Origin of the sequence: Caulobacter sp. CCNWLW153 (genome assembly GCF_036889365.1) — a bacterium.
Lineage (GTDB): Bacteria > Pseudomonadota > Alphaproteobacteria > Caulobacterales > Caulobacteraceae > Caulobacter > Caulobacter radicis.
Map to the genome: position 1 here is coordinate 40,600 of NZ_JBAKFV010000021.1, position 22,637 is coordinate 63,236.

The 22,637-nt window shown below is 69.6% G+C and carries 26 protein-coding genes, 1 tRNA gene and 1 pseudogene; 17 read left to right on the forward strand and 11 right to left on the reverse strand.

The genetic code is table 11. The features are described 5' to 3' along the window. Window positions 1–9: 9 nt before the first annotated feature. The 4 genes from V6S85_RS24180 (at window position 10) to V6S85_RS24195 (ending at window position 4,019) form a co-directional block, all read left to right on the forward strand. Complete coding sequence (locus tag V6S85_RS24180; protein ID WP_116569927.1) at window positions 10–1,065, forward strand: NAD(P)-dependent alcohol dehydrogenase; 1,056 nt, start codon at window positions 10–12, stop codon at window positions 1,063–1,065. Between the two features lie 199 nt (window positions 1,066–1,264). Further along, window positions 1,265–1,825, forward strand: a complete 561-nt coding sequence (locus V6S85_RS24185; RefSeq protein WP_116569926.1) for a helix-turn-helix domain-containing protein — start codon at window positions 1,265–1,267, stop codon at window positions 1,823–1,825. A 98-nt stretch (window positions 1,826–1,923) separates the two neighbouring features. Continuing rightward, window positions 1,924–3,249, forward strand: a complete 1,326-nt coding sequence (hisD, locus tag V6S85_RS24190; protein ID WP_334350543.1) for a histidinol dehydrogenase — start codon at window positions 1,924–1,926, stop codon at window positions 3,247–3,249. Window positions 3,250–3,254: 5 nt separating this feature from the next. Continuing rightward, complete coding sequence (locus tag V6S85_RS24195; protein WP_334350544.1) at window positions 3,255–4,019, forward strand: SDR family NAD(P)-dependent oxidoreductase; 765 nt, start codon at window positions 3,255–3,257, stop codon at window positions 4,017–4,019. 9 nt (window positions 4,020–4,028) lie between these two features. On the opposite strand, the gene V6S85_RS24200 is transcribed toward V6S85_RS24195, so the two are convergent. Further along, a complete protein-coding gene (locus V6S85_RS24200; RefSeq protein WP_334350545.1) occupies window positions 4,029–5,150 on the reverse strand; it encodes an acyltransferase family protein in 1,122 nt (373 codons plus the stop codon). Window positions 5,151–5,366: 216 nt separating this feature from the next. Between V6S85_RS24200 and V6S85_RS24205 the strand changes: the two genes are divergently transcribed. Continuing rightward, a tRNA-Leu gene (locus V6S85_RS24205) sits at window positions 5,367–5,453 on the forward strand. 10 nt (window positions 5,454–5,463) lie between these two features. On the opposite strand, the gene V6S85_RS24210 is transcribed toward V6S85_RS24205, so the two are convergent. The 7 genes and pseudogenes from V6S85_RS24210 to V6S85_RS26700 form a co-directional block, all read right to left on the reverse strand. Beyond that, window positions 5,464–5,949: a protein activator of alkane oxidation PraB gene (locus V6S85_RS24210; RefSeq protein ID WP_116569922.1), complete on the reverse strand. Its 486-nt coding sequence runs from the start codon at window positions 5,947–5,949 to the stop codon at window positions 5,464–5,466. A gap of 30 nt (window positions 5,950–5,979) precedes the next feature. Next, window positions 5,980–6,477 (reverse strand): protein activator of alkane oxidation PraB, encoded by a 498-nt coding sequence (locus V6S85_RS24215; protein WP_116569921.1) that lies wholly within the window; start codon window positions 6,475–6,477, stop codon window positions 5,980–5,982. 53 nt (window positions 6,478–6,530) lie between these two features. Beyond that, entirely contained in the window at window positions 6,531–7,010 is a 480-nt protein-coding gene (locus V6S85_RS24220) for a protein activator of alkane oxidation PraB (protein WP_116569920.1), read from the reverse strand. Between the two features lie 92 nt (window positions 7,011–7,102). Next, a complete protein-coding gene (locus tag V6S85_RS24225; RefSeq protein ID WP_334350546.1) occupies window positions 7,103–7,546 on the reverse strand; it encodes a hypothetical protein in 444 nt (147 codons plus the stop codon). Between the two features lie 72 nt (window positions 7,547–7,618). Then, window positions 7,619–7,966, reverse strand: coding sequence for a hypothetical protein (locus tag V6S85_RS24230; RefSeq protein WP_058350191.1), 348 nt, complete (start codon window positions 7,964–7,966; stop codon window positions 7,619–7,621). Window positions 7,967–8,178: 212 nt separating this feature from the next. Further along, window positions 8,179–8,550, reverse strand: coding sequence for a hypothetical protein (locus tag V6S85_RS24235; protein ID WP_243410678.1), 372 nt, complete (start codon window positions 8,548–8,550; stop codon window positions 8,179–8,181). 160 nt (window positions 8,551–8,710) lie between these two features. Beyond that, window positions 8,711–8,899, reverse strand: a pseudogene (locus tag V6S85_RS26700) (response regulator transcription factor); the annotation flags it as partial. A gap of 105 nt (window positions 8,900–9,004) precedes the next feature. Here V6S85_RS26700 and V6S85_RS24240 point away from each other — a divergent pair. Then, complete coding sequence (locus V6S85_RS24240; protein WP_101716670.1) at window positions 9,005–9,379, forward strand: helix-turn-helix domain-containing protein; 375 nt, start codon at window positions 9,005–9,007, stop codon at window positions 9,377–9,379. Here the strand turns inward: V6S85_RS24240 and V6S85_RS24245 are convergent. Further along, window positions 9,376–10,137 (reverse strand): competence/damage-inducible protein A, encoded by a 762-nt coding sequence (locus V6S85_RS24245; RefSeq protein WP_116565678.1) that lies wholly within the window; start codon window positions 10,135–10,137, stop codon window positions 9,376–9,378. The two genes, V6S85_RS24240 and V6S85_RS24245, sit on opposite strands and share 4 nt — an antisense overlap. A 162-nt stretch (window positions 10,138–10,299) precedes the next feature. On the opposite strand from V6S85_RS24245, the gene V6S85_RS24250 reads away from it, so the two are divergent. The 10 genes from V6S85_RS24250 to V6S85_RS24295 all read left to right on the forward strand — a co-directional run bounded on the left by V6S85_RS24250 (window position 10,300) and on the right by V6S85_RS24295 (window position 20,266). Continuing rightward, a complete protein-coding gene (locus V6S85_RS24250; protein WP_116565676.1) occupies window positions 10,300–10,593 on the forward strand; it encodes a hypothetical protein in 294 nt (97 codons plus the stop codon). A 13-nt stretch (window positions 10,594–10,606) separates the two neighbouring features. Then, window positions 10,607–11,320, forward strand: coding sequence for a DNA/RNA nuclease SfsA (sfsA, locus tag V6S85_RS24255; protein WP_334350547.1), 714 nt, complete (start codon window positions 10,607–10,609; stop codon window positions 11,318–11,320). Window positions 11,321–11,565: 245 nt separating this feature from the next. Then, window positions 11,566–12,396 carry a type I methionyl aminopeptidase gene (gene map / locus V6S85_RS24260; RefSeq protein ID WP_116565672.1) on the forward strand — a complete coding sequence of 277 codons (831 nt, stop codon included), beginning with the start codon at window positions 11,566–11,568 and terminating at the stop codon, window positions 12,394–12,396. Between the two features lie 163 nt (window positions 12,397–12,559). After that, window positions 12,560–13,252, forward strand: coding sequence for a GntR family transcriptional regulator (locus V6S85_RS24265; RefSeq protein WP_116488713.1), 693 nt, complete (start codon window positions 12,560–12,562; stop codon window positions 13,250–13,252). Window positions 13,253–13,445: 193 nt separating this feature from the next. After that, window positions 13,446–13,970, forward strand: a complete 525-nt coding sequence (locus V6S85_RS24270; RefSeq protein WP_334350548.1) for an MbcA/ParS/Xre antitoxin family protein — start codon at window positions 13,446–13,448, stop codon at window positions 13,968–13,970. Continuing rightward, complete coding sequence (locus V6S85_RS24275; protein ID WP_334350549.1) at window positions 13,967–14,641, forward strand: RES family NAD+ phosphorylase; 675 nt, start codon at window positions 13,967–13,969, stop codon at window positions 14,639–14,641. The genes V6S85_RS24270 and V6S85_RS24275 overlap by 4 nt, the downstream gene beginning before the upstream one ends. A 161-nt stretch (window positions 14,642–14,802) precedes the next feature. Then, entirely contained in the window at window positions 14,803–17,187 is a 2,385-nt protein-coding gene (locus V6S85_RS24280; RefSeq protein WP_334350550.1) for a TonB-dependent siderophore receptor, read from the forward strand. Then, window positions 17,187–18,476 (forward strand): MFS transporter, encoded by a 1,290-nt coding sequence (locus V6S85_RS24285; protein ID WP_116565665.1) that lies wholly within the window; start codon window positions 17,187–17,189, stop codon window positions 18,474–18,476. Before V6S85_RS24280 ends, V6S85_RS24285 begins: the two co-directional genes overlap by 1 nt. Window positions 18,477–18,554: 78 nt before the next feature. Beyond that, on the forward strand, window positions 18,555–19,616 hold the full coding sequence (locus V6S85_RS24290; protein WP_334350551.1) for an LLM class flavin-dependent oxidoreductase: 1,062 nt from the start codon (window positions 18,555–18,557) through the stop codon (window positions 19,614–19,616). Further along, window positions 19,613–20,266 carry a cysteine hydrolase family protein gene (locus tag V6S85_RS24295; protein ID WP_334350552.1) on the forward strand — a complete coding sequence of 218 codons (654 nt, stop codon included), beginning with the start codon at window positions 19,613–19,615 and terminating at the stop codon, window positions 20,264–20,266. Before V6S85_RS24290 ends, V6S85_RS24295 begins: the two co-directional genes overlap by 4 nt. A gap of 77 nt (window positions 20,267–20,343) precedes the next feature. On the opposite strand, the gene V6S85_RS24300 is transcribed toward V6S85_RS24295, so the two are convergent. Further along, window positions 20,344–21,036 (reverse strand): TorF family putative porin, encoded by a 693-nt coding sequence (locus V6S85_RS24300; RefSeq protein ID WP_116488719.1) that lies wholly within the window; start codon window positions 21,034–21,036, stop codon window positions 20,344–20,346. A gap of 248 nt (window positions 21,037–21,284) precedes the next feature. Next, complete coding sequence (locus V6S85_RS24305; protein WP_334350553.1) at window positions 21,285–22,106, reverse strand: SDR family NAD(P)-dependent oxidoreductase; 822 nt, start codon at window positions 22,104–22,106, stop codon at window positions 21,285–21,287. Between the two features lie 68 nt (window positions 22,107–22,174). On the opposite strand from V6S85_RS24305, the gene queF reads away from it, so the two are divergent. Next, window positions 22,175–22,630: a preQ(1) synthase gene (queF, locus tag V6S85_RS24310; RefSeq protein ID WP_101716658.1), complete on the forward strand. Its 456-nt coding sequence runs from the start codon at window positions 22,175–22,177 to the stop codon at window positions 22,628–22,630. The last annotated feature ends 7 nt before the right edge of the window (window positions 22,631–22,637 follow it).

A 22,637-nucleotide genomic window follows, 5' to 3' on the forward strand; every position in this document is an offset into this window, starting at 1 on the left:
ATCCTGCACATGGCCATCAAAGCCTATGGCGCCTTCGCCGCCGACAAGCCGCTGGAAGCGATGGACATCACGCGCCGCGCCGTCGGCCCGAACGATGTCCAGATCGAGATCGCCTACTGCGGCGTCTGCCACTCCGACCTGCACACCGTGCGCTCGGAATGGGCCGGCACCCTCTTCCCCTGCGTGCCTGGCCACGAGATCGTCGGCCGCGTCTCGGCCGTCGGCGGCCAGGTCAGCCGCTTCAAGGAAGGCGACGTGGTCGGCGTCGGCTGCCTGGTCGACAGCTGCAAGCACTGCCACTCGTGCGACGACGGTCTGGAGCAATACTGCGAGAACGGCTTCGTCGGCACCTATAATGGTCCCACCGCCGACGCCCCCGGGCACACCCTGGGCGGCTATTCGCAACAGATCGTCGTCAAGGACGACTTCGTGCTGAAGATCAGCCACCCCGAGGAACAGCTGGCCGCCGTGGCCCCGCTGCTGTGCGCCGGCATCACCACCTACTCGCCGCTGCGCCACTGGAACGTCGGCCCTGGCAAGAAGGTCGGGATCGTCGGCATCGGCGGCCTTGGCCACATGGGTGTCAAGCTGGCCCACGCCATGGGCGCGCACGTCGTGGCCTTCACCACCTCGGAAGCCAAGCGCCAGGACGCCCTGGACCTGGGCGCCGACGAGGTCGTGGTGTCGCGCAACGCCGAGGAGATGGCCGCCCACGCCAACACGTTCGACTTCATCCTCAACACCGTCTCGGCCAGCCACAGCCTCGACGCCTTCACCGCCCTCTTGAAGCGCGACGGGACCCTGTGCCTGGTCGGCGTGCCGGAGCATGCTCACCCGAGCCCCGACGTCGCGGCCCTGATCTTCAAGCGCCGGGCGATCGCCGGCTCGCTGATCGGCGGCATCGCCGAGACCCAGGAGATGCTCGATTTCTGCGCCCAGCACGGCATCGTCTCCGAGATCGAGAAGATCGACATCCAGGAGATCGAGACCGCCTACGAGCGCATGCAGAAGAGCGACGTGAAGTACCGCTTCGTGATCGACAGCGCCTCGCTGGCCAAGGCGTAAGGTCCGGAGGCCCGCGCGTCCGTCGAGGGCGCGCGGGCCACGCCCGGCGATACCGCTCTCATACCTGGGTATGAGGCCGCCACACCCAGGGAGCGCGACGATAAGCCCAGGTGCGATGGCGACGCGGACGTCGTGGGAAGAACAATGATCCCCGAAAAGAGAGGGCCCTTGGGGGGCGCTCCAGCCAGGGATCGAAACCATGTCCTTCCTCGCCGTCGACACCGTTTCCGCCACGCCCGTCGCGGGCCTGCGGGTTCCGCACGACCTGGCCGGCGAGCCCCGCACCTTCGAAGACCTGCGCGAGGTGCTGGCGGCGCTGGAGCGCTCGCTGGAGCCGGACGCCCAGGCCGCCCGCGCCCTGGTCGCCCGGGCCTCGGCCATCGTCGTCGGCGTGGGCGCGCAGGCCGTCGCGCCGATCCAGGGCGGCCTGGCCCCCTGGCAGGCCCGCAAGCTGCGCAAGCACATCGACGAGAATCTCGACGCCAGCCTGACCACGGCCGTGCTGGGCGAGATGGTCGCGCTCAGCGCCAGCTATTTCGGCCGGGCCTTCAAGGCCACCTTCGGCGAGACGCCGCACGCCTACATCACCCGCCGCCGACTGGAGGCGGCCAAGAACCTGATGCTGGCCACCCGCGATCCGCTGAGCCAGATCGCCTACCAGTGCGGCTTCGCCGACCAGTCGCACCTGTGCCGCCTGTTCCGCCGCTCGGCCGGCGTGGCGCCCCAGGCCTGGCGCCGGGCCAACCGCCTGGCGGCCTGAGGCGCGTCTCCACCCAGCGACCGTTCCGGCCGAACCGCGCGCCGGCCCCGCCGATCCGGGCCACACGTCCTTCCGGGAGATCCCAGGAGGACAAGACCATGGCCAGGTGGTTGAAGACCGGCGCGGACGTGACGGCGGTGGCGAACGCGGACCGGGCGGTGCGCGAGACGGTGGAGGGCATCCTCGCCGACGTGGCCGCGCGCGGCGACGCGGCGGTGCGCGACCTGTCGGTGAAGTTCGACGGCTGGGATCGCGAGAGCTACCGCCTGTCGCCGGCCGAGATCCAGGCCTGCATCGACCAGCTGTCGGCCCGCGACCTGGCCGACATCGAGTTCGCCCAGGCCCAGGTGAAGAACTTCGCCCAGAAGCAGCGCGAGACCCTGCTCGACCTCGAGGTCGAGACCCTGCCGGGCGTGGTGCTGGGCCACAAGCACATCCCGGTGGGCGCGGCCGGCTGCTACGTGCCCGGCGGCAAGTATCCGCTGCTGGCCTCGGCCCACATGTCGGTGCTGACGGCCAAGGTGGCCGGCGTGCCGCGCGTGGTCACCTGCGCCCCGCCGTTCGGCGGCAAGCCCGCCCCGGCCATCGTCGCGGCCCAGGCCCTGGCCGGCGCCGACGAGATCTACTGCCTGGGCGGCGTGCAGGCCGTGGCGGCCATGGCGCTGGGCACCCAGACCATCGCGCCGGTCGACATGCTGGTCGGCCCCGGCAACGCCTATGTGGCCGAGGCCAAGCGCCAGCTGTTCGGCCGCGTGGGCATCGACCTCTTCGCCGGGCCGACCGAGACCCTGGTCATCGCCGACGATACGGTGGACGGCGAACTGTGCGCCACCGACCTCCTGGGCCAGGCCGAGCACGGCCCCGACAGCCCGGCCATCCTGCTGACCACCTCGCGCAAGCTGGCCGAGGACACCATCGCCTGGATCGAGAAGCTGCTGGAGGTGCTGCCGACCGCCGCCATCGCCCGTCGGGCCTGGGAGAGCTTCGGCCAGGTGATCCTCGCCGACAGCAACGCCGAGATGGTCGAGATCGCCGACAAGATCGCCTCCGAGCACGTGCAGGTGATGACCGCCGACCCGGACTATTTCCTGCGCCACATGACCAACTACGGCGCGCTGTTCCTGGGCGAGCGCACCAACGTCTCGTACGGCGACAAGGTGATCGGCACCAACCACACCCTGCCGACCAAGCTGGCGGCCCGCTATACCGGCGGCCTGTGGGTGGGCAAGTTCCTCAAGACCTGCACCTATCAGAAGGTGCTGACCGACGAGGCCTCGGCCCTGGTCGGCGAATACTGTTCGCGCCTGTGCGCCCTGGAGGGCTTCGCCGGCCACGGCGAGCAGGCCAATATCCGCGTGCGCCGCTACGGCGGTCGCGAGGTGCCCTATGCGGGCGCCGCCTCGCCGGTGCTGGCGGCGGAGTAGGGGCCTTGGACCTGCCGCGCACGCCCTCGTTCCGCCTCGACGGCCGCCGGGCCCTGGTGACGGGGGCGGGACGGGGCATCGGCCTGGCCGCCGCCGCGGCCCTGGCGCAGGCCGGGGCCGAGGTGACCCTGGCGGCGCGGTCGGCGGGCGAGATCGAGGCGGCCGAGCAGGCGATCCGAGACGGGGGCGGGCGGGCGCGGGCGCTGGTGCTCGACGTCGGCGACCTTTCGGCGGTGAAGGCCGCCATCGCCGCGACGCCGGCCTTCGACGTTCTGGTCAACAACGCCGGCACCAACCGTCCCAAGCCCTTCGCCGAGGTGACCGAGGACGACTACGACGCCGTGCTGGACCTCAATCTCAAGGCCGCCTTCTTCGTCGCCCAGGCCGTGGCCGGGCGGATGCTCGAGGCCGGCGTGAAGGGCTCGATCGTCAACCTGACCTCGCAGATGGGCCATGTGGGCGGCGCGCGGCGCAGCCTCTACTGCGCGTCGAAGTGGGGGCTGGAGGGCTTGTCCAAGGCCATGGCGCTGGATCTCGCCCCGCACGGCATCCGGGTGAACACCATCGCCCCGACCTTCATCGAGACCCCGCTGACCAGGCCGTTCTTCGAGGACAAGGCCTTCCTCGACAGCGTGCTTTCCAAGATCAAGCTGGGCCGCCTTGGCCAGGTCGAGGACCTGATGGGCGCGGTGGTGTTCCTGGCCTCCGACGCCAGCGCCCTGATGACCGGCAGTTCGCTGGTGGTCGACGGCGGCTGGACAGCCGACTGAGAAGCCGGTTCAGGGCGCCTGGTGGGCGGGCGCGGAGCCGCGCGATCCGGATGACGCCTTCCGCGCCCAGCCCCTGGTGACCGCCGCGCCCAGGTCGATGCCCGGACGCTCTATGCAGCGGTAGGTCGCCGTCGCGATCAGGTAGGTGAGGACGAGCGTCAGCGGCGCGGCCCACGCGCCCAGCTGCGCGGCAGGCACGCCCATGCGGCCGAGGATCACGATGACCCCGTACAGCGGGATCATGTGCACGAGGTAGATCGAATAGGAGATCTCGCCGAGGCGCTTGAGCGGCGCCGACGAGAGCAGGCGATCGATGGACGGGCCGGCCAGGGGCAGGCGGCCGCCCACCGCGGCGATCACGCACAGCCAGATGGCCAGCACGACGAGCTGCGGCGCGCCGTCCATGAGGACGACCCCGAGGCAGGCCGCGGCGAGCACGCCCAGGGCCCACTTGTCGAACCGGCGCTCGAGGGCGAAGTAGCTGGCCCCGCCCACGACGAAGTGCAGGATCTTGGCGCCGAGATAGGCCTTGGAGAACAGCGGGGCGGCCAGCAGCAGGAGCGCGACCGCGGCGCCCAGCAGCAGCCAGCGTCGGCGCGCCTTGACCGCCCAGACCATGAACGGCGCCAGCAGGTAGAACTGCCATTCGAGCGAAATGCTCCAGGCCTGGCCGACGAGGGTGTAGGCCGCCCGCGGCAGCAGGGAGGACGGGACGATCCCCTGAGCCAGCGGCAGGTGCGTGGCCAGGTGCAGCGGCAGGTGGGCGCGCGCCATGTCGACCAGCCCGCTGCGGCCGAGGTTGGCCGGCGACAGCGCCTGGACCCGTTCCCAGGCCTCGCCCTGCACGCCCAGGAGGGCGGTCGAGACGGCGAGGACCGCCAGGTAGAGCGGAAAGAGCCGGAAGGCGCGGCGCAGGATGTAGGGAGCGTAGGGCTCCTGTTTCTGGTCGATGAGGCGGGCGATCACGAAGCCCGACAGCAGGATGAAGACGTCCACCGCGAGGGTGTTCTGGTCGATCCCTGGCAGCCGCCAGCCGAAGGTCAGCGAGACGTGTCCCAGCACCACCCACACGGCCATCAATCCGCGCAGGCCTTCCAGCGCGGCGATCTTGGGCTTGATCGGTTCCGACATCGCATCCCCCCGGACTTGAAGCCTGGCTATAAGCCTGGGTTGGCGCCGATCCACAACAGCAAAGCGCGCTCGCGCTCAAGCTGAGCCCTGGCCCGGGGGCTTATCGCCGCATTGATGAGCGGCGAGGGCGGGGAATTGCCCGCGAGCGCGCTCGACCGGCGCGAGACCTGGGCAATGGACGGCCAAAGCGCCTTGCGATAAGCCTCGGCGACCAGCGCGGGCATGGCGAAACTGGTAGACGCAGCGGACTTAAAATCCGCCGGCCGCAAGGCCTTGCCGGTTCGACCCCGGCTGCCCGCACCAAGGCCCCAGCCTAGACGATGGTCAGCGACGGGTCGGTGTCCAGCGTTCCATTGACGGTGCAGGCGCCCGGCGAACCGGGAATGACCGTGTTGGAGAAGACCACCTTGCCGGGGCTGCCGTTGGCCCACCCGGTGAAGAACGGCCCGCTGCACGATCCGAGGATCGTGTTGAAGCTGAAGGTCGAGAAGAGCACCTGGGTGGTCGTGTCGGGGTAGACGTACCAGGAGAACGCGGTGGGGCTCAGGAGCCAGCCGCATTGCCAGTCGCCCGCAGAGAAGCTGCCGCCCCGGATTTCCGCGTGGAAGCCGCCGTTCACGACCTTGGCGTCCAGCAGGACACTGCAGGTGACCGAGACGCCGCCTTGCTCGATCGTCAGGTTGCCGGTGAACTTCACCGGGTCCCGAGGATTGGGAACGAAGTTCGCGGCGGTCGCGGAGGCGGCGGGGATCGCGGCGGCCAGGGCGACCGCGCACAGGAGCGCTACGGCTTTCGACATTGGGGGACCTCCCGGTTCGGCTGGGTTTGATCAGGGAATGAGCGTCACCGAATGGGAGACTTCCAGCGTGCCCGTGATGGCGCAGACGCCCGGCGATCCGGGAATCGTCGCGTACATGAGGGGGATCGCGCTCGGAGGTCCGTTCTGCCAGTTGGCGTTCACGGTCCCGCTGCAGTTGCCCAGAATGGTGTTGAGGCTGACGCCTGAGATGCTCACCGTGTTCGATGAGGTGGGGGCGATGATCCAGGGAAAGCCGGAGGGGGTCACCAGCCAGCCGCATTGCCAGTCTGGGCCATACCCGAAATCACCGTTGATGATGTGGGCGTAGTGGCCTGCGGACGTGACGTAGCCGTACAAGGTTACGTCGCAGGATACCCATCCTGCCTGCTCGAACATCAGGCGGCCGGTCAGACGGATTTCGGTTGCCGGCGGGTTGAAGGTGGCGGCGGAGCCGACGCCGGGCGCCGCGGCGCCCGCTATCGCGGCGGCCAGCGCGACCGCGCGAAGGATGAGGGTGTTCTTCGACATGATGAGACCTCCCAGCTTCGTTCATCCGTTCTGTTGGCGAGTTCGGCCGCGCCCTATTGAAGGGTGACGCCGCCTGAGACGTAGAGGTCGCCGACGAAGGAGCAGTTGACCGGCGCGCCCGGTATCGACGCCGACCAGAATTCCAGGCTGCTGGAGAAGGGGGCATAGTTGCGCCACCGGACGTAGGCCGTGCCGCTGCATGCGCCGGCGGGCGTGAGCAGGGCCATGCCGGAAATGCTGACCGAGCTCGTGCTGGTCGGGGTGACCGTCCAGGGAAACGCGACCGGAAGGATCAGCCATCCGCACTGCCAGTCGCCGCCGGTGAAGACGCCGTCCGTGATCGTCATCGACGTGCCGCCGGAGTTCACCGAGGCGTTCAGAGAGACGTAGCAGCTGAGCGTGGTCGTCTCGTTGGTGGTCAGGTAGCCGCTGAGGTTCACGAAGGACGGATTGGGCGTGAACGTCGCGGCCGCGGCGGGCGTCGTCATGCCGGCGAGAGCCAGGGCCGAGGCAAGGGCGGCGTACTTGGACACGGCGCATCTCCCCAATCGCACGCTTCTTTGGTTCGATGTGCTATTTACACGGCTTTAAGTTTGATGGCAAACGCTGAGGTTGTATTGCTTGCTCAGGCCTTCGTCGCGCGACCCGCCGACCGCGCCCTTCTCCGCCTCCAGGCCAGCGCCGCCAGCCCCGCGGCGAACGCCACCAGCTCGGCGTAGCTCCACAGATAATAGGCCGAGAAGAAACCCCACTGGCGCAGTGAGTGGTCGAGGGCGAAGGCGACGTGAGTGAGGACGATGAGGAGCTGGAAGGCGGTCATGAACAGCAGCCAGATCCGGCGATCGAACAGGGTCAGGCCGACCAGCACGCTGAGATAGACGAGGTCGATGGCGAAGATGCCCCACTGGGTGAGGCTTTTGTCCTCGATCTCGGCCAGGGCCGAACCGACCCAGGCCAGCATGGTGGCGACGGCCAGCAGTCGCTCGAGCCGGCCGCCCATCCACAGCGCCACGCCGCAGACCACGAACATCGCGCCGGCGCCGAGCTGAGTCGGCAGGATGCTGAACATGAGGCCCCCGAACAGTGTCCGGGGGCCATTGTCGCGACGAATCGCGGGCGTCGGAAGAGGCTGAGGCCTTGGTCAGGCCGACTTCACCACCTCCAGGAAGCCGGTGCGGGTGGGATCGCCGTCCTCCTCCTTGTCGCCGCCGCCGACCAGGGTGACGCGGCGCAGGCCGATCTGGTCCTTGGCGTCGGCCAGGGCGCCGTGGGCGGCGATCAGCGAGCGGCGGACGTCGGCCAGGCCGGAGGCGGCCTCCATCACGTGGTCGACGGCCTGCTGGCCGACGCCGGCGGCGACTCTGGCCTGAAGGCGGGCGCGGGGCATGGCGGCGATCAGCTCGCCCATGGCGGCCAGGGTGTTGTCCACGGCCTCCTCGGCGGTGAACAGGCGGGTGGCGAGGTGCTCGGCGACGATGCGGCGGTTCATGAAGCGGTGTCCCCTCGGAAGTCCGGCGCTCCGGCAGGCGCTGTCCGGACGATGATCGAAGGCGCCGGCGGGCGCCTCCTGGGGAGGGCTGCCTCAGCCGTGGCGCAGGTTCTGGAAGAGCTCGACCACCTGGCGGGCGCTGAGCAGCCCGCCGATCAGCATGGCGAAGCCGAGCGCGATGGCCAGGACGGCCAGGAGGCGGAAGGCGGGGGTCAGAGCATGGTCGGATCCTCCGCGTATTTCTCGCGGAAGCCATCGTCCAGCACCGTGGCGGTGATGGTCAGGATCTCCCTCAGCACCATCTCGGCCGGCTTGGCCGCCGATTCCTTGCGGATCGCCGAGACCAGGTCGGCCACCAGCGGCTGCAGTTCCAGCGGGGCCAGGTCGGTCAGCTGGCGCTGCAGCTGAGACCAGCCGAAGGCCGGGACCGCCGGCTCTGGCGGCAGGGGCGGCCAGGCCTGCTCGAAGGCGGTCACCGCCTGGCGGATCTGCCGGGCCTTCCAGACCAGCAGGCCCAGTCGGTGCTCCTGCAGGCTGGTCGTGTTCGCCGGCGGCGGGATGGTGTTGTCGGGAAACTCTTTCACTGGGGTCGAAGGCCTCGGTTGATTGCGAGGCCGACGGTGGCGAGGAGGGCGGGGCGCCCGCCAGTCCGATTGGATCGGGGTGGGATTGAATCCCATAGTCGCCGGCGACGAATCCCACGGTCCCGGCGACCCGCTCGTGCTCGCTCAGCACCCGGGCGGCGGCCCGCCGGCCGTTGACGCCAAGCTTGCGGCAGGCGCTTTCCACCAAGGCGTCGGCGCGCGACTTGGAGACCCCCATCAGCGGGCCGATTTCCTTGGAAAGCCTGTGTTCGCTGACCAGGCGAAGGGCTTCCCGTTCGCGTTTGGTCAACAGTTCGAGGCCGGCGGTGATGTGGGGCATGTCGGGCATGAGGGCGAGCGGAAGGAAACTACTCGATCTAAGAGGGAGGTGCGTTGCGGCCGGTGACGGCTACGTCGATAGATAGCCGAGTTCTGTGAGCTTCGGACAATATCGATGACGACAACCGGCCCGGATCCCATCGACCTTGCGGTCGGAACCCGCATCCGTATTCGTCGCCGTTATCTGAAGGTCAGCCAGGACGACCTGGCCGCGGCGCTGGGCCTGACCTTCCAGCAGATCCAGAAGTACGAGCGGGGCGAGAACCGTGTGTCGGCCTCGATGCTGGTGCGCATCGCCGGCCGGCTGGAGACGACGGTGGCGGCCCTGGTGGGCGAGGACGCGCCGTCCGGCGAGGATTCGGCCATGCTGGCGGCGCTGACCCTGCCCGGCGCGCTCGACCTGCTGCACGCCTACGCCGCCGCCGGGCCCAAGACCCAGCGGGCGCTGCTGGGCCTGGCCCAGTCGCTGCTGGCGGCCGACGAGGACTAGGCCTCCAGCCGCGCGACATTGGAAACCCCGAGGTCCGCCAGGGTCTTCTCCAGTTCGACGGCGGCGGCCTCGACCTCGGCCGGATCGCGGCCGCGGATGACGAGGCTGGCGCCGTAGAGGTCCGGCGGCGCGAAGAACGGATAGCTGCCGATCGACAGGTCCGGGTGGGCCTTGGCCACCGCTTCCAGCGGCGCGGCGATCGTGCCCTCGCCCGTGCCGGTGACGCGCACGGTCGCGGCCACCACGACGGCGCCGGTGCGCAGGCGCGGGCCGACGTCGTCGAGCATGCCGCGCATGATCGCCGGCACGCCGGCCAGCACGAACACGTTGTCCTTCTGGAAGCCGGGCGGGCCCTGCACCGGGTTCTTCACCAGCGTGCCGCCTTCGGGCACGTGGGCCATGCGGCGGCGGGCGGCGTTGGGCTCGCCCCAGCGCTCGCGCAGCATGGCCATGATCTCGGGATGCTCGGGGGCTGTGACGCCGAAGGCCTTGGCCACCGAATCGGCGGTGATGTCGTCGTGGGTGGGGCCGATGCCGCCGGTGGTGATCAGGTAGTCGTACTTGGTCCGCAGGGCGTTGACCGCCTCGACGATCTCCTGCTCGACGTCGGGGACCACACGCGCTTCGCACAGGTCCACGCCGTAGGTCCCCAGGTACTTGGCGATGGCGTTGAGGTTCACGTCCTGGGTGCGGCCCGACAGGATCTCGTCGCCGATGATCAGCACCGCCGCCGTCACCCGATCCTTGCTGGCCGTCATGCGCGTCGCTCCTATTGTCGCCACTAGGACTTAAGGCCAGCCCGGGCGGCGGGCAACGGCGTCGTGCGGTCGATCGGGTTCGCGCGCGTCCAACCCCCGATTGACACCCGGGTCGGCGTGGCAGCTTATCGCTGCATCTTTCAGCTTAACCATTGAGCCGTGATGCGCGCCTTCGTCGTTTCCGCCCTGATCTCCATCGCCGTGGCCGGTTCGGCCGCCGCCCAGACCGCCGCCCCCACGGACGCCGCCGCGCCGGCCGTCGCCGACAAGAAGGCCGAGAAGAAGAAGGACTCCGGCGTCGTCTGCCGCCGCGAGCGCGTCGTCGGCAGCAACCGCCCGGTCCGGATCTGCACCACGGCCGCCCAGCGCGACACCGACAAGGAAGCCGCCCGCACCCTGCTCGACGGCCGCGCGCCCAACAGCACCGACGCCCCCGACGGCGGGTCGGCGAACTGACGCCTTCGGCATCGTGCGTCTTCCGCAACCGCTGACCCGCGGTCGCATCGTCCAGCGCTACAAGCGGTTCTTCTGCGACCTGGTGCTGGACGACGGCCGCGAGATCACAGCCCACTGTCCCAACTCCGGCGCCATGCTGGGCGTGAACCTGCCGGGGCAGGGGGCGTGGGTCTCGTACTCCGACGATCCCAAGCGCAAGCTGTCCTGGACGCTGCAACTGGTCGAGGCCGCCGGTCCCGATGGGACGGGCCTGGTCGGGATCAACACCATGCTGCCCAACAAGCTGGTGGCCGAGGCCCTGGTCGGCGGGGTGATCCCCGAGCTCACAGGCTACGCCTCGATCCGGCCCGAGGTGAAGTACGCCGCCGCCAGCCGCGTCGACTTCCTGCTGACCGATCCCGACCGGCCGCCGTGCTGGCTGGAGGTCAAGAACGTGCACCTGTCGCGCTCGCCGGGCCTGGCGGAGTTTCCCGACTGCAAGGCCGCCCGTTCGACCCGCCACCTCGAGGACCTGGCCGCTCAGGTCCGTGAGGGCCACCGCGCCGTGGCGCTTTTCGTCGTGCAGCGCGAGGACTGCGAGGCCTTCCAGGCCTGCCGTGAACTCGACCCGGCCTTCGCCGCCGGTCTGGACCGCGCCGCCGAGGCGGGGGTGGAGGTCATGGTCTGGGCGTGCGCGATGAGCACGGAAGAGATCAGGATCGCGCGGCCGATCGTGTGGAAGCGCTGAGGCGCTCCCTCCCCCTTGATGGGGGAGGGCTGGGGTGGGGGTGGTCGCGGCGGTTCGGCCCCGCCATGTCCTGAACCGCTGTCACCCCCATCCCCCGACCCTTCCCCCATCAAAGGGGGAAGGGGGCGAGCCTCGACGGCGCCCCCGGTTGAAATTTCATGCTATGGTCGCGACATAAGCCCGACCGGCATCCAGTGTTTCCTGCGCGCCGCGTGGCCGCGCCCCTGTTTGAGATTGAACCGCCCATGACCCTCGACGACGCCTTCGAGATCGAGACCGAGACCCGCACGGGCCAGATCAAGATCCACAAGCCCGAAGACTTCGAGGGCATGCGCCGCGCCGGCCGTCTGGCCGCCGAGTGCCTGGACATGCTGATCCCGCATGTCGTGCCGGGCGTGTCGACCGATCACCTGGACGCGCTGGCCCGCGAGTTCATCCTCGACCACGGCGCCCTGCCGGCCTGCCTGTTCTATCGCGGCTATCCCAAGACGGTCTGCATCTCGCGCAACCACGTGGTCTGCCACGGCATCCCGGGCGACTGGACGCTGCGCGAGGGCGACATCGCCAATATCGACGTCACCGTCATCGTCGACGGCTGGCACGGCGACACCTCGCGCATGTACGGCGTCGGCGACGTGGGCCCGCGGGCCCGTCGCCTGGTCGACATCACCTACGAAAGCCTGGCCCGGGGCCTGGCGGCCGTGAAGCCGGGCGCGACCCTGGGCGACATCGGCCACGCCATCCAATCCTACGTCGAGGCCCAGCGCTGCAGCGTCGTGCGCGACTTCTGCGGCCATGGCCTGGGCAAGGTGTTCCACGACGCTCCCAACATCCTGCACTTCGGCCGTCCCGGTCAGGGCGCGGTGCTGAAGGCCGGCATGTTCTTCACCGTCGAGCCGATGGTGAACCTGGGCAAGCCGGCGGTGAAGGTGCTGGGCGACGGCTGGACCGCCGTGACCCGCGACAAGTCGCTGTCGGCCCAGTGCGAGCACTCGATCGGCGTGACGGAAGATGGCTGCGAGATCTTCACGGCCTCGCCGACCGGCCTGTTCCAGCCGCCGATGCAGGGCGCCTAAGCGCATCCCCTTACGGGCGCGAAGCCACTAGGCGAAACTGACATTTCAGCCTACCTATCAGTCCGAGGACAACACTCGGAGCGGTTTCGTGCGCCAGCCTTCGCCCCCTCGGGCCCCTGACGACGCCCCCTACAACGTCGCTGGAGGCGGCGCGCGCTCGCGCATGCTGGTGCTGGACGTCTGCTCCTCGTCGGGCCTGGAGGACTGGTCGCCAGACCTGCAGAAGGCCAAGGTCTACGAGAAGATCCTGCTCGACCTGATCCTGGGCGAGCTGCCGCCAGGCGCGCGGCTGGACGAGCAGTCGCTGGCGGCGCGCTACGACGCGGGGCTGGCCGGGGTGCGCGACGCCCTGGGCCGCCTAGCGCTTGAGGGCCTGGTGATCCGCCGCGCCCGCTCGGGCACCACGGTGGCGCCGCTGGACCTCGTGGACCTGCGCCAGGGCTACGAGGCCCGGGCCCTGATCGAACCGCACTGCGCGGGCCTGGCCGCCCGCCACGCCTCCAAGGCCGACATCGCCGCCATCAAGGCCGTGTTCGACGACGCCGAAGCCGCCGCCAAGGCCCGGGACCTGCCGGCCCTGGTGGCCATGGACCAGCGCTTCCACGCCGCCGTCGCCCGGGCCTCGGGCAACCTGGCCTTGGCCCGGATCCTCATTCCGTTGCAGCACAAGGCCGCCCGCTTCTGGGTGTTCTCGTTCGGCGGCGCCACCGAGGCCGAGTTGATGGCCGACATCGAGCAACACCGCGAGGTCGCCGACGTCATCGCCAGCGGCGACGTCGAGGCCTCCAAGGCCGCCATGATGCGCGTGCTGAGCGTCACCCCCGAGGCCGTGCAGCGGCCGCCGGTGGAGGCATAGCGCCAAGCCCTCCCCCTTGATGGGGGAGGGTTGGGTGGGGGTGGTGCGGCGTTGGCCGCCGCGCGCCAACCTGAACCGCCGTAGTCACCCCATCCCCGGCCCTTCCTCCATCGATGGGGGAAGGGGGCTTTTCCTGCGCGACCTTCCATCCAGTCCAAATTTGGACTATATGTGGATCTGGATGGAGGCTCGCATGTCGATCGCCAAGCGCAAACCCGTCGAGGTCGCCGCCGGTCCGGGCGTGCTGGACATGTCGCGGTTTTCGACCGCCAACCGCCGGCGGCTGAGCGGTCCGGCCTTGCGCACCTTCCTGTCGATCGCCGACCTGTGGGGCCTTACCGAGGACGAGCGCCTGCTGGTGCTGGGCCTGCCGTCGCGCTCGACCTACTACAACTGGATCAAGGCGGTGCGGGAGCATCGCGACATCACCCTCGACCTCGACATGCTGACCCGCATCTCGGTGGTGCTGGGCGTTCACCAAGCGTTGGGCGTGCTGCATTCCAGCGAGCGCGAGGGGATCGCCTGGCTGCGTACGCCCCATGCCGGGCCGCTGTTCGGCGGCCGCGCGCCGATCGCGCTCCTGACCTGCGGGACCCAGGACGGCCTGGTCAGCGTGCGCCGCTTCCTCGACGCCGCGCGGGGCGGGCTCTACATGCCGCCGGGCGACATCGACCGCGACTTCCGCCCCTACGAAGACGCCGAGATCGTCTTCTCGTGAGCGACGAGCCACACGCGCCCGCGCCCCGGCCGGCCTTTCGCCTGATCCCGTCGCGGTTTCCGCCGATCGGCCTGTTCGACACCGTGGCGACGGCGGCCGACCTCGACGCGGTGATGGAGCTTTCAGGCTGGACCAACGACCGGCTGGCAGCCGAGCGCATCGCGCGGCTGCCGATGGAGGAGCGGGTCTACGGCCGGCCCAACGCCAGCATCGTCATGGCCTCGTTCCTGCACGTCGCGCCGGGCGGCATGCGCTTCAACGGCCCCGATCTCGGCGCCTGGTACGCCGCCGAGCATCTGGCGACGGCGGTGGCGGAGGTGGCCCACCACCTGCGCCGCGAGGCGGTCGCCACCGGCGCGGCGACGATCAGCCGCCAGTACCGCGTCTACACCGCACGGCTCGAGGGCGACTATCTCGACATCCGCGGCCAGCAGGCGGCGCGGCCCGGGGTCTACGCCAGCGATGACTACGCCGCCGGCCAAGTGCTGGGCGAGGCCGTGCGCGCCGCCGGCGGGGCGGGGATCCTGTTCGACAGCCTGCGCCACGCCGGCGGCGTCAATGTCGCCGCCCATCGCCCCCTCAACGTTCAAGACGTGACGCAGGGCGACCACTACGAATTGCGGGTGCGGGCCGCATCACGGCGCATCGAGGCCAGGCGACTGGCGGCCTGAGGCGGCGGACGGAAGGAACATCCCGCCAACTGTGAGGCTTTCCCGACACAGGCCTTGGCAATCCAGTCTAAAATGTCAGAAGAGATTTTGACGAACGTCAAGTCATCCCCATTTGGTGCGGCGAGGCGGGGCCGTGGCCCCGCTTTTCGGAGCCCGCCCGCATGTCTCGCCGCCTCGCCCTGCTCGCCGCCCCCTCCTTCATCGGAGCCTTCGCCGGCCTCGCCGCCGTCTCGAGCGCGCATGCCGACGACCAGCTGGCCGAGGTCGACGCGGTGGTCGTGGTCGCCCGTGACCGCAATGCGGGCCTGCTGGAAAAGCGGCCCAACGACACCGTCTTCGGCCTCGACAAGCCGTTGATCGAGACGCCGCGTTCGGCCAGCTTCGTGTCGGACCTGACGCTGCAGCGCTACGGCATCGAGACCATCGACGGCCTGACGGCGGTGTCGCCGGGCACATATACGGCCAGCTTCTACGGCGTGCCCGGGGCGCTCAACATCCGCGGCACCCTGGCCGAGAACTACTTCCGCGGCTTCAAGCGGATCGAGAACCGCGGCACCTATTCGACCCCGATCGGGGCCGCCGACCAGATCCAGATCGTGCGCGGCCCGCCGACCCCGATCTACGGCTCGGGCAAGGTCGGCGGGATGCTGAACTTCATCCCGAAGTCCGGGAAGGGCGAGGGCGGCTACCTGACCGCGCCCGAGGGCGAGCTGACCGCCACCTTCGGCAGCTACAACCGCAAGAACGCCACGGCCCAGATCGGCCTGCCCGCCAATTTCGGAAACGTCGTCGGCGGCGTGCATGTCTATGGCGAGGTCGAGGACAGCCACAGCTACTATCGCGGCATCTATCCGCGCCGGCAGACCCTGCAGGTCTCGTCCGATTTCGACCTGGGGAACGGCTGGAGCACGGCGCTGGGCGGCATGGTCTATCGCTCCAAGGGCGACGTGCAGACCGCCGGCTGGAACCGCCTGACGCAGGACCTGATCGACAGCCGCACCTATGTCACGGGCCGCGATACGAGTCTGGTCGACGCCGACGGCAACGGCCGCCTGACCCCCAATGAGATCGGCGGGGCGCTGTACCTGCCCTATTACGGGTTCCCGACCACCGACGCGGCCCACACCCTGGATGTCGGCGTCGGGACCACCAAGCTGTCGCCGCGCACGGTCTACATCTCGGCGTCCGACTTCTCGAAGACGGCGACCAACACCCTCTATTTCGACATCGCCAGGAAACTGTCGCCCGACAGCGCGATCAAGCTGCAACTATTCTACGACGACCTGGAGAACAGGCGCTTCGTCTCCTACGGCTATCCCGCGCGGTTCGACAGCAAGGTCTGGGAGGCCCGGGCGACGTACGAGTTCGCCAACCGCTTCCTCGACGACGCCGTGGTCGCCCACTCGTTCGTCGGCGCGTCCTATCGTTCGTTCAAGGGCCGCCGGCGCGAGAGCTACAACAGCGGCCTGATCGCGCTGGACCGCCGCGACCTGTCGGTGGGCCAGACCGCCACCGACCTGATCGGCAGCCCGTTCACCGATCCGTCGATGACCTGGGAGAACGACAACCACACCAAGTGGACGCAAGCCGGGATCTTCTTCACCACCGACATCAAGGTCGGCGAGAAGCTGAACCTGATGCTGGGCGGCCGCTACGACGACTACGACGTCACCTCCGAAGACACCGGCTCGCTGAGCTTCACGACGCCCGGCGTGCAGAGCGACGCCAAGGGCAAGGGGACCTACACCGCCAGCGTCACCTACAAGGCGCCCTTCGGCCTGATGCCCTACGTGTCGTACGCCAAGGCCTCGGCGCTCGAGATGAGCCAGGCCGGCGACGTCAATCCGGGCCTGGTGGCCGACGCGGGCGACGCCTGGCTGTCGGACAGCGACCTGGCCGAGGCCGGCGTGAAGTTCCAGTGGCTGAAGGGCGCGCTGATCGGCTCGCTGGCCGGCTATCGCCAGAACCGCACCCAGCTGATGGGCATCAACGGCGATCCGGCCGGCACGCGCTCGAAGGGCGTCGAGCTTGAGGTGCGCTGGCTGGCCAGCGAGCACTTCAGCTTCACCTTCTCGGGCAACACCCAGCACACCACGGTGAAGGGACCCGACACCTCGTTCCAGTACGTGCCGACCTATACGGCCGGTGTGCCCGGGGCGCAGGGCTATGGCGGCTCGTACGTGGTGTGGAGCTTCGCCAGCATCCGGCCGGGCGACTACGACTACACCCTGATCCCGAAATCGGTGGTCAGCCTGTACGGCGCCTATGCCTCTGACCAGCACGACTGGGGCAAGCTCTACGGAACCCTGGGCGTGACCCAAGTGACCAAGACCTCGGGCACGGTTCCCGGCGCGGTGGTCTATCCGGCCTATGGCGTGGTCAACGGCTCGCTGGCCTACGAGCAGGGCCCCTACACGGCCACGCTCAACGTCGATAACCTGCTGGACGAGCTCTATTTCACGCCCGTCGCCGACACCTACGCCAACCTCGCGGCCCTGCCGGGCAAGGGGCGCGAGTGGCGGATCACCCTCGCAAGGCGCTTCTGATGACCGACCACCAGATCCAGCACCGCCCTTGGCTGCTGCTGGGCGCCTTCAGCTTGCTACTGTTCCTGATCACGGCGGCGACCTATTCGTCGCTGGGCGTGATGATCCCGGCCATGGTCCCGCAGTTGGGCTGGAGCTGGCAGAACGCGTTCCTGGGCTTCACCGTCATGGGCGTGGCCACCGGCGCCTCGTCGTGGCTGCCGACCCTGCTGATCCGCCGCTGGGGCGTACGCGCGACGCTGGTGGCGGGCGCGGCCGTGATGGCCGCGGGCCTGGCCCTGCTGGCCAGGGTGCAGAGCCTGCCGGCCTATTTCCTGGCCACGGCCCTCTTGGGGATCGGCTTCCAGGCCGCGGCCCTCATTCCCGGCACTCACGTGCTGTCGGCGATCTTCCGCCAGCGGGCCCTGCCGTTCGGGATCTATTTCACCAGCGGGGCGCTAGGCGGCGTCGCCGGCCCGCTGCTGGTGCTGGCCAGCCAGGGCGCGTTCGACGGCCAATGGCGGATGTATTGGGCGCTGCAGGCGGTGGTCATCGGCCTTCTGGGCCTGCTGTGCGCCGCCGTGGTCGGCGGCCCCAAGTGGCTGGAAGAGGCGGGCCGGGCCATGGACCGCCTGACCGCCGCCGAAGCCAAGGCCGCCCCGGCCCATCCGCGCGTCTTCCGCACCGATCATGACTGGAGCGTCCGCGACGCGGTGCGCACCCCGCAGTTCGCGATCCTGGTCGCGGCCTATTTCAGCCACCTGCTGGCCGGGGTCACGGCCGCCAGCCTGACCCAAGCGCACCTGACGCAGCTGGGCGTGGCCGGCGTCGTCGCGGCCGGGGCGCTCAGCGCCGAGGGCCTGATGCAGGTCGTGGCGCGGATGGCCGGCGGCGCGGTGGGCGACCGCATCGACCCGCGCTGGCTGCTGGTTCTGGCCCAGGGCCTGCTGGTCGCGGGCCTGCTGGCCCTGTCGCACGCCACCACCCTGCCGTTGCAGGCGCTGTACGCCGTGGGCGTGGGCCTGGGCTTTGGCCTGACCGTGCTGGCGGTGAGCCTGCTGCTGCTGAACTACTTCGGTCGCCGCAACAACGTCGAGCTGTTCTCGCTGGTCTGCCTGGTGGGGGCGGTGTCGGCGGCGGGCCCGTTCATCGGCGGTTTCATGCGCGACCGGCTGGGCAGCTTCACCCCGACGTTCCAGCTGTTCGCGGCCCTGACGGCGGTGGTGTTCGTGGCCGTGCTGCTGATGCGGCCGCCCAAGCCGCGCGCCCTCGAGGGCGCGGCCGGAACGGAGGCTGTCGCCGACGCCTGAGCCCGGCCTCGCGCTGTCGCCCTTTTGGTCTATGGTCGCGCCTGACTCGAAGTTGAGCGAGCGGGCGTGGAGGCGACGATGGGGCGAGAAGGCGGGCGCAAGGAGTTTGGCGTCTTCCTGCCCGTGGCGAACGGCGGCTGGATCGTCTCCAGCACGACGCCGCCGCTCGACGGCCTCTATCCGCAGAACCGCGCCGCCGCCGTGCTGGCCGACCAGATCGGCCTCGACTTCGTGATGTCGATGGCCAAGTTCCGCGGCTTCGGCGGCGACACCGACCACTGGGGCGCGGCCCTGGAGTCGGTGACCCTGATGGCCGCCCTGGCCGAGGCGACCAGCCGCGTGAAGATCTGGGCCACGCTGCATCCGCTGCTGCAGAACCCGGCCGTGGCGGCCAAGCTGATTTCCACTCTCGACCACATCAGCGGCGGCCGCGCCGGCCTCAACATCGTCGCCGGGGCCTATCGCGACGAGTTCGCCCAGATGGGCGCCTGGGACGACGGCCTCGATCACGACGACCGCTACGCCTTGGCCGAGGAGTGGACCCGCCTGGTCAAGCGCCTGTGGACCGAGGACAGCGTCAGCCACGAAGGCCGCTTCTTCACCCTGACCGACTGCCAGTCCAAGCCCAAGCCGCTAAGCAAGCCGCGCCCGGACCTGATCTGCGCGGGCGTCTCCGAGCGCGGCTTTGCCTTCGCCGTCGCCGAGGCCGACGCCTGCTTCATCGGCGGCGAGGACGAGGCGGCGCTGCGCGAGGCCAGCCGACGGGCCAAGGCGCGGGCGGCGCAGCTGGGCAAGGCGATCCGCACCTACGCCATGTGCACCGTGGTCCACGCCGATACCGACGCGCAGGCGCAAGACTTGGCCGACCGCTATCGCGACGGGGTGGACATGGGCGCGGTCACCACCATGTTGTCGAACTGGGGCGTGCCGCCCGAGCGCCTGGCCGAAACCGCCGCGCGGCAGGGCGCGTTCATGACCCGCACCGTGATCGGCGCGCCCGCGACCTGCGGCGCGCGGATCCGCGACCTGGTCGAAACCTGCGAGCTGGACGGGCTGATGCTGATCTTCCCCGACTACGAGGCCGGTCTGGCGATGTTCGGCGCCGAGATCCTGCCCGGCCTGCGGGAGGCCTATCCGTGAACGCGACGCCGATCATCGCCCAGGACGGCCTGGCCGCCTGGATCGCCCCGGCGCGGACGGCGCTGGTGATCGTCGACATGCAGGTGGACTTCGCCGCGCCCGACGGCGTCATCGGCCGGTTCGGCGTCGACCTGTCGGCCGCCGCCGGGGCGCTGGAGCAGGCCCAGCGACTGGCGGTCGCCGCGCGGGCGGCCGGCGCGCCGGTGGTGTTCGTCGGCCTGGAGACCACGCCGGAGACGGATCCGCCCGTGGTTCTGGAGCGCATGCGCCGGCGTGGCGGCGATCCCGAGATCGAGCGGGTGATCTGTCGCAAGGGGACGCGCGGCGCCGACTTCCACGGCCCCTTGCCTCAGGCGGGCGAGCTGGTGATTTACAAGCCGCGATACAGCGCCTTCGTCGGCACGGACATCGATGCCCGGCTGCGCGCGCGCGGCGTGGACACGCTGGTGGTCTGCGGCCTGACCACCGAATGCTGCGTCGACAGCACGGTGCGCGACGCCTTCCATCGCGACTATCACGTCTTCGTCGCTGGCGACGCCTGCGCGGCCTATGAGCCCGACCTGCACGAGGGCGCGCTGAAGAGTCTGGGCCTGTCCTTCGCCCTGCTGGTCGACACGCCCGAGATCGAGGCGGCCTGGGCCGGGCGTTAGCCGGCGCGCGTTCGGACAAAGAAAAAGCCGCCCGGGCGGACCCGGGCGGCTCGTTCGTCGGTCCCGAAGGACCTGACTTAGAAGGAAGCCTTCAGCGACACGGCGACGCGCGAGTCGTAGATGCTGCCGAAGTCATGCTCGCTGGTGTCCCAGTAGCGGACGTCGAGCGCGAGCTTGTCGTTGAGGGCATAGGCGACGCCCAGGTTCCAGGTGGTGTAGTCGGCGCCGTCCTCGATGGTCTGCTTGCCCAGGGCGCCGCTCAGCGAGAACTTGTCGTTCAGAGGGATCGAGCCGTTGGCTTCGTAGTAGACGGCGGTCGACAGGTCACCCGGCCATTCCGGCGAGAAGTAGACGGCGCCGCCGAGGGTGGCCTTGCCGACCGGCTTGGAGATGGCGGCCTTCAGCTCAGTGTAGCTGTACTTGCCGGGGGTCAGGCCCTTGTCCTTCGAGTAGCCGTAGTACAGGACGCCGAAGTCCATCGACACGTCGCCGACGGTCGGCTTCACGCCGGCGTAGAAGTCGACTTCCACGCTCGGGTCATCGGTGCCGAAATCGACGTTCGAAGCCCACACGCCAGCGTAGCCGACGCCGTAGCCGAGGTCGACGCCGCCGAACACTTGCGGGTCTTCGTTGGTTTGGCTGACGCCGCGGAACACGTAGTCGCTGGCGATGCCGACATTGTACGAAAGGCTGACTTCCTGAGCCATCGCGGCGCCGCCGAGGGCGACCGAGGCGGTGGCGGCGGCCAGCGCGAGCTTGAAGATCTTCATCCGTGTTATCCCCTTTTTTGTGTAGCCCGCCGGGAGTGTGGTCCCAACTTGTGCGGCGCCTGCAAGCGCGTTCCTTCACAAGCCGGGATTAACCGCGGGCCATGCTTTAGTTGCAATCAGCGGGGGCACAGCGCCAGCAATAAGAACATGGATCGCCCAAAACTTGGGCAACTGTGGCGCATTTGCTGCAATGTCGGCGCATCGGCCACAGTTGTCGTCAAGTTGTCGATCCGCGTTTGCGTGCGACTTCAGCGCATCGACAACGTCGCGGCGCCCAGATGCAGGCCGGCGTCGACGAGCAGGGTCTCGCCGGTGACGTGGCGGGCGGCGGGCGAGGCCAGGAACACCGCGGCCCCGGCGACGTCCTCTGCGGTCGAGGCGACCTGCAGCGGCGTGGCGGCGGCGGCTCCGGCTCGCAGGCGGGCGACGCTGTCCTCGTCCATGGCCTTGCCGAACCATGGGGTGTCGATGAAGCCGGGGCAGATGGCGTTGACCCGGATCTTCGGAGCCAGGGCGCGAGCCAATGACAGGGTCATGGTGGTCATGGCGCCCTTCGAGGCCGCGTAGGGCACCGACGAGCCGTTGCCCATGACGCCCGCGATTGAGCTGGTGTTGACCACGGCGCCCGGACGCGGCGCGGCCTCGAGAAGGGTTCGGGCGGCCCGGACCATCTGGAAGGCCCCCACCACGTTGACCGAATAGAGCTTGAGGAAGTCCTCGGCGTTCACCGCGTCGAGATCGCCGTGCTGCGGGGCGAACTTGGTCATGCCGGCGTTGTTGAACAGGGCGTCGATGCGGCCGGAGAGCGCGGCGGCCTCGACGATCTTCCGGCAGTCGGCGTCGTCGGCGACGTCGCCCTTCGCCAGCACGGCCCTGGCGCCCAGGGCCTCGACCTGGCGGGCGGTCTCCTCGGCCTCCTCTGCACTGCGGGCGAAGTTGACGACGATGAGCCCCGCGCCCCGGCGGGCGGTCTCGATTGCGATCGCCCGGCCCAGGCCCGTCGAGGCCCCCGTGACCACCACCGTGAAGCCGTCGAAGTCGCGTCCGGTCATCGTTTCTCTCCCAAACAAGTGTTTGTGACACCGTAGCGAGGGCGCCGGCGCTTGTCTCGCCGGGGGCGCGGGCCTAAATCGCCGCCATGACCGAACTTTCCGTGACCCAGCTGGGCCAGACCGTCGCCGCTCCCGCCAGCCCGGAAGAGGCCGTGCTCGAGGCCGTGCCGAACCCGCAGAACGACGTGCTGTACCTGGCGCGCTTCGTGGCGCCCGAATTCACCTCGCTCTGCCCGGTGACGGGCCAGCCCGACTTCGCCCACCTCGTCATCGACTACGCGCCGGGCGACTGGCTGATCGAGAGCAAGTCGCTGAAGCTCTACCTGACCAGCTTCCGCAACCACGGCTCGTTCCACGAGGACTGCACGGTCAAGGTGGCCCGCAAGATCGTCGAGGTCGCCAAGCCCCGCTGGCTGCGCATCGGCGGCTACTGGTACCCGCGCGGCGGCATCCCGATCGACGTCTTCTGGCAGACCGGCCCCGCGCCGGAAGGCCTGTGGGTGCCCGACCAGGGCGTGGCGCCGTATCGCGGCCGGGGGTGAGAGCCTT

Bases quoted from the DNA above. Each gene is read 5' to 3' on its own strand.
- V6S85_RS24200 (WP_334350545.1), bottom strand. From the start codon at position 5,150: ATGTCGGAACCGATCAAGCCCAAGATCGCCGCGCTGGAAGGCCTGCGC.
- V6S85_RS24285 (WP_116565665.1), top strand. From the start codon at position 17,187: ATGACCGACCACCAGATCCAGCACCGCCCTTGGCTGCTGCTGGGCGCC.
- V6S85_RS24300 (WP_116488719.1), bottom strand. From the start codon at position 21,036: ATGAAGATCTTCAAGCTCGCGCTGGCCGCCGCCACCGCCTCGGTCGCC.
- V6S85_RS24210 (WP_116569922.1), bottom strand. From the start codon at position 5,949: ATGTCGAAAGCCGTAGCGCTCCTGTGCGCGGTCGCCCTGGCCGCCGCG.
- V6S85_RS24240 (WP_101716670.1), top strand. From the start codon at position 9,005: ATGACGACAACCGGCCCGGATCCCATCGACCTTGCGGTCGGAACCCGC.
- V6S85_RS24230 (WP_058350191.1), bottom strand. From the start codon at position 7,966: ATGAACCGCCGCATCGTCGCCGAGCACCTCGCCACCCGCCTGTTCACC.
- V6S85_RS24215 (WP_116569921.1), bottom strand. From the start codon at position 6,477: ATGTCGAAGAACACCCTCATCCTTCGCGCGGTCGCGCTGGCCGCCGCG.
- hisD (WP_334350543.1), top strand. From the start codon at position 1,924: ATGGCCAGGTGGTTGAAGACCGGCGCGGACGTGACGGCGGTGGCGAAC.
- queF (WP_101716658.1), top strand. From the start codon at position 22,175: ATGACCGAACTTTCCGTGACCCAGCTGGGCCAGACCGTCGCCGCTCCC.
- V6S85_RS24180 (WP_116569927.1), top strand. From the start codon at position 10: ATGGCCATCAAAGCCTATGGCGCCTTCGCCGCCGACAAGCCGCTGGAA.
- V6S85_RS24245 (WP_116565678.1), bottom strand. From the start codon at position 10,137: ATGACGGCCAGCAAGGATCGGGTGACGGCGGCGGTGCTGATCATCGGC.
- V6S85_RS24290 (WP_334350551.1), top strand. From the start codon at position 18,555: ATGGGGCGAGAAGGCGGGCGCAAGGAGTTTGGCGTCTTCCTGCCCGTG.
- V6S85_RS24250 (WP_116565676.1), top strand. From the start codon at position 10,300: ATGCGCGCCTTCGTCGTTTCCGCCCTGATCTCCATCGCCGTGGCCGGT.
- V6S85_RS24270 (WP_334350548.1), top strand. From the start codon at position 13,446: ATGTCGATCGCCAAGCGCAAACCCGTCGAGGTCGCCGCCGGTCCGGGC.
- map (WP_116565672.1), top strand. From the start codon at position 11,566: ATGACCCTCGACGACGCCTTCGAGATCGAGACCGAGACCCGCACGGGC.
- V6S85_RS24225 (WP_334350546.1), bottom strand. From the start codon at position 7,546: ATGTTCAGCATCCTGCCGACTCAGCTCGGCGCCGGCGCGATGTTCGTG.
- V6S85_RS24185 (WP_116569926.1), top strand. From the start codon at position 1,265: ATGTCCTTCCTCGCCGTCGACACCGTTTCCGCCACGCCCGTCGCGGGC.
- V6S85_RS24265 (WP_116488713.1), top strand. From the start codon at position 12,560: ATGCTGGTGCTGGACGTCTGCTCCTCGTCGGGCCTGGAGGACTGGTCG.
- V6S85_RS24280 (WP_334350550.1), top strand. From the start codon at position 14,803: ATGTCTCGCCGCCTCGCCCTGCTCGCCGCCCCCTCCTTCATCGGAGCC.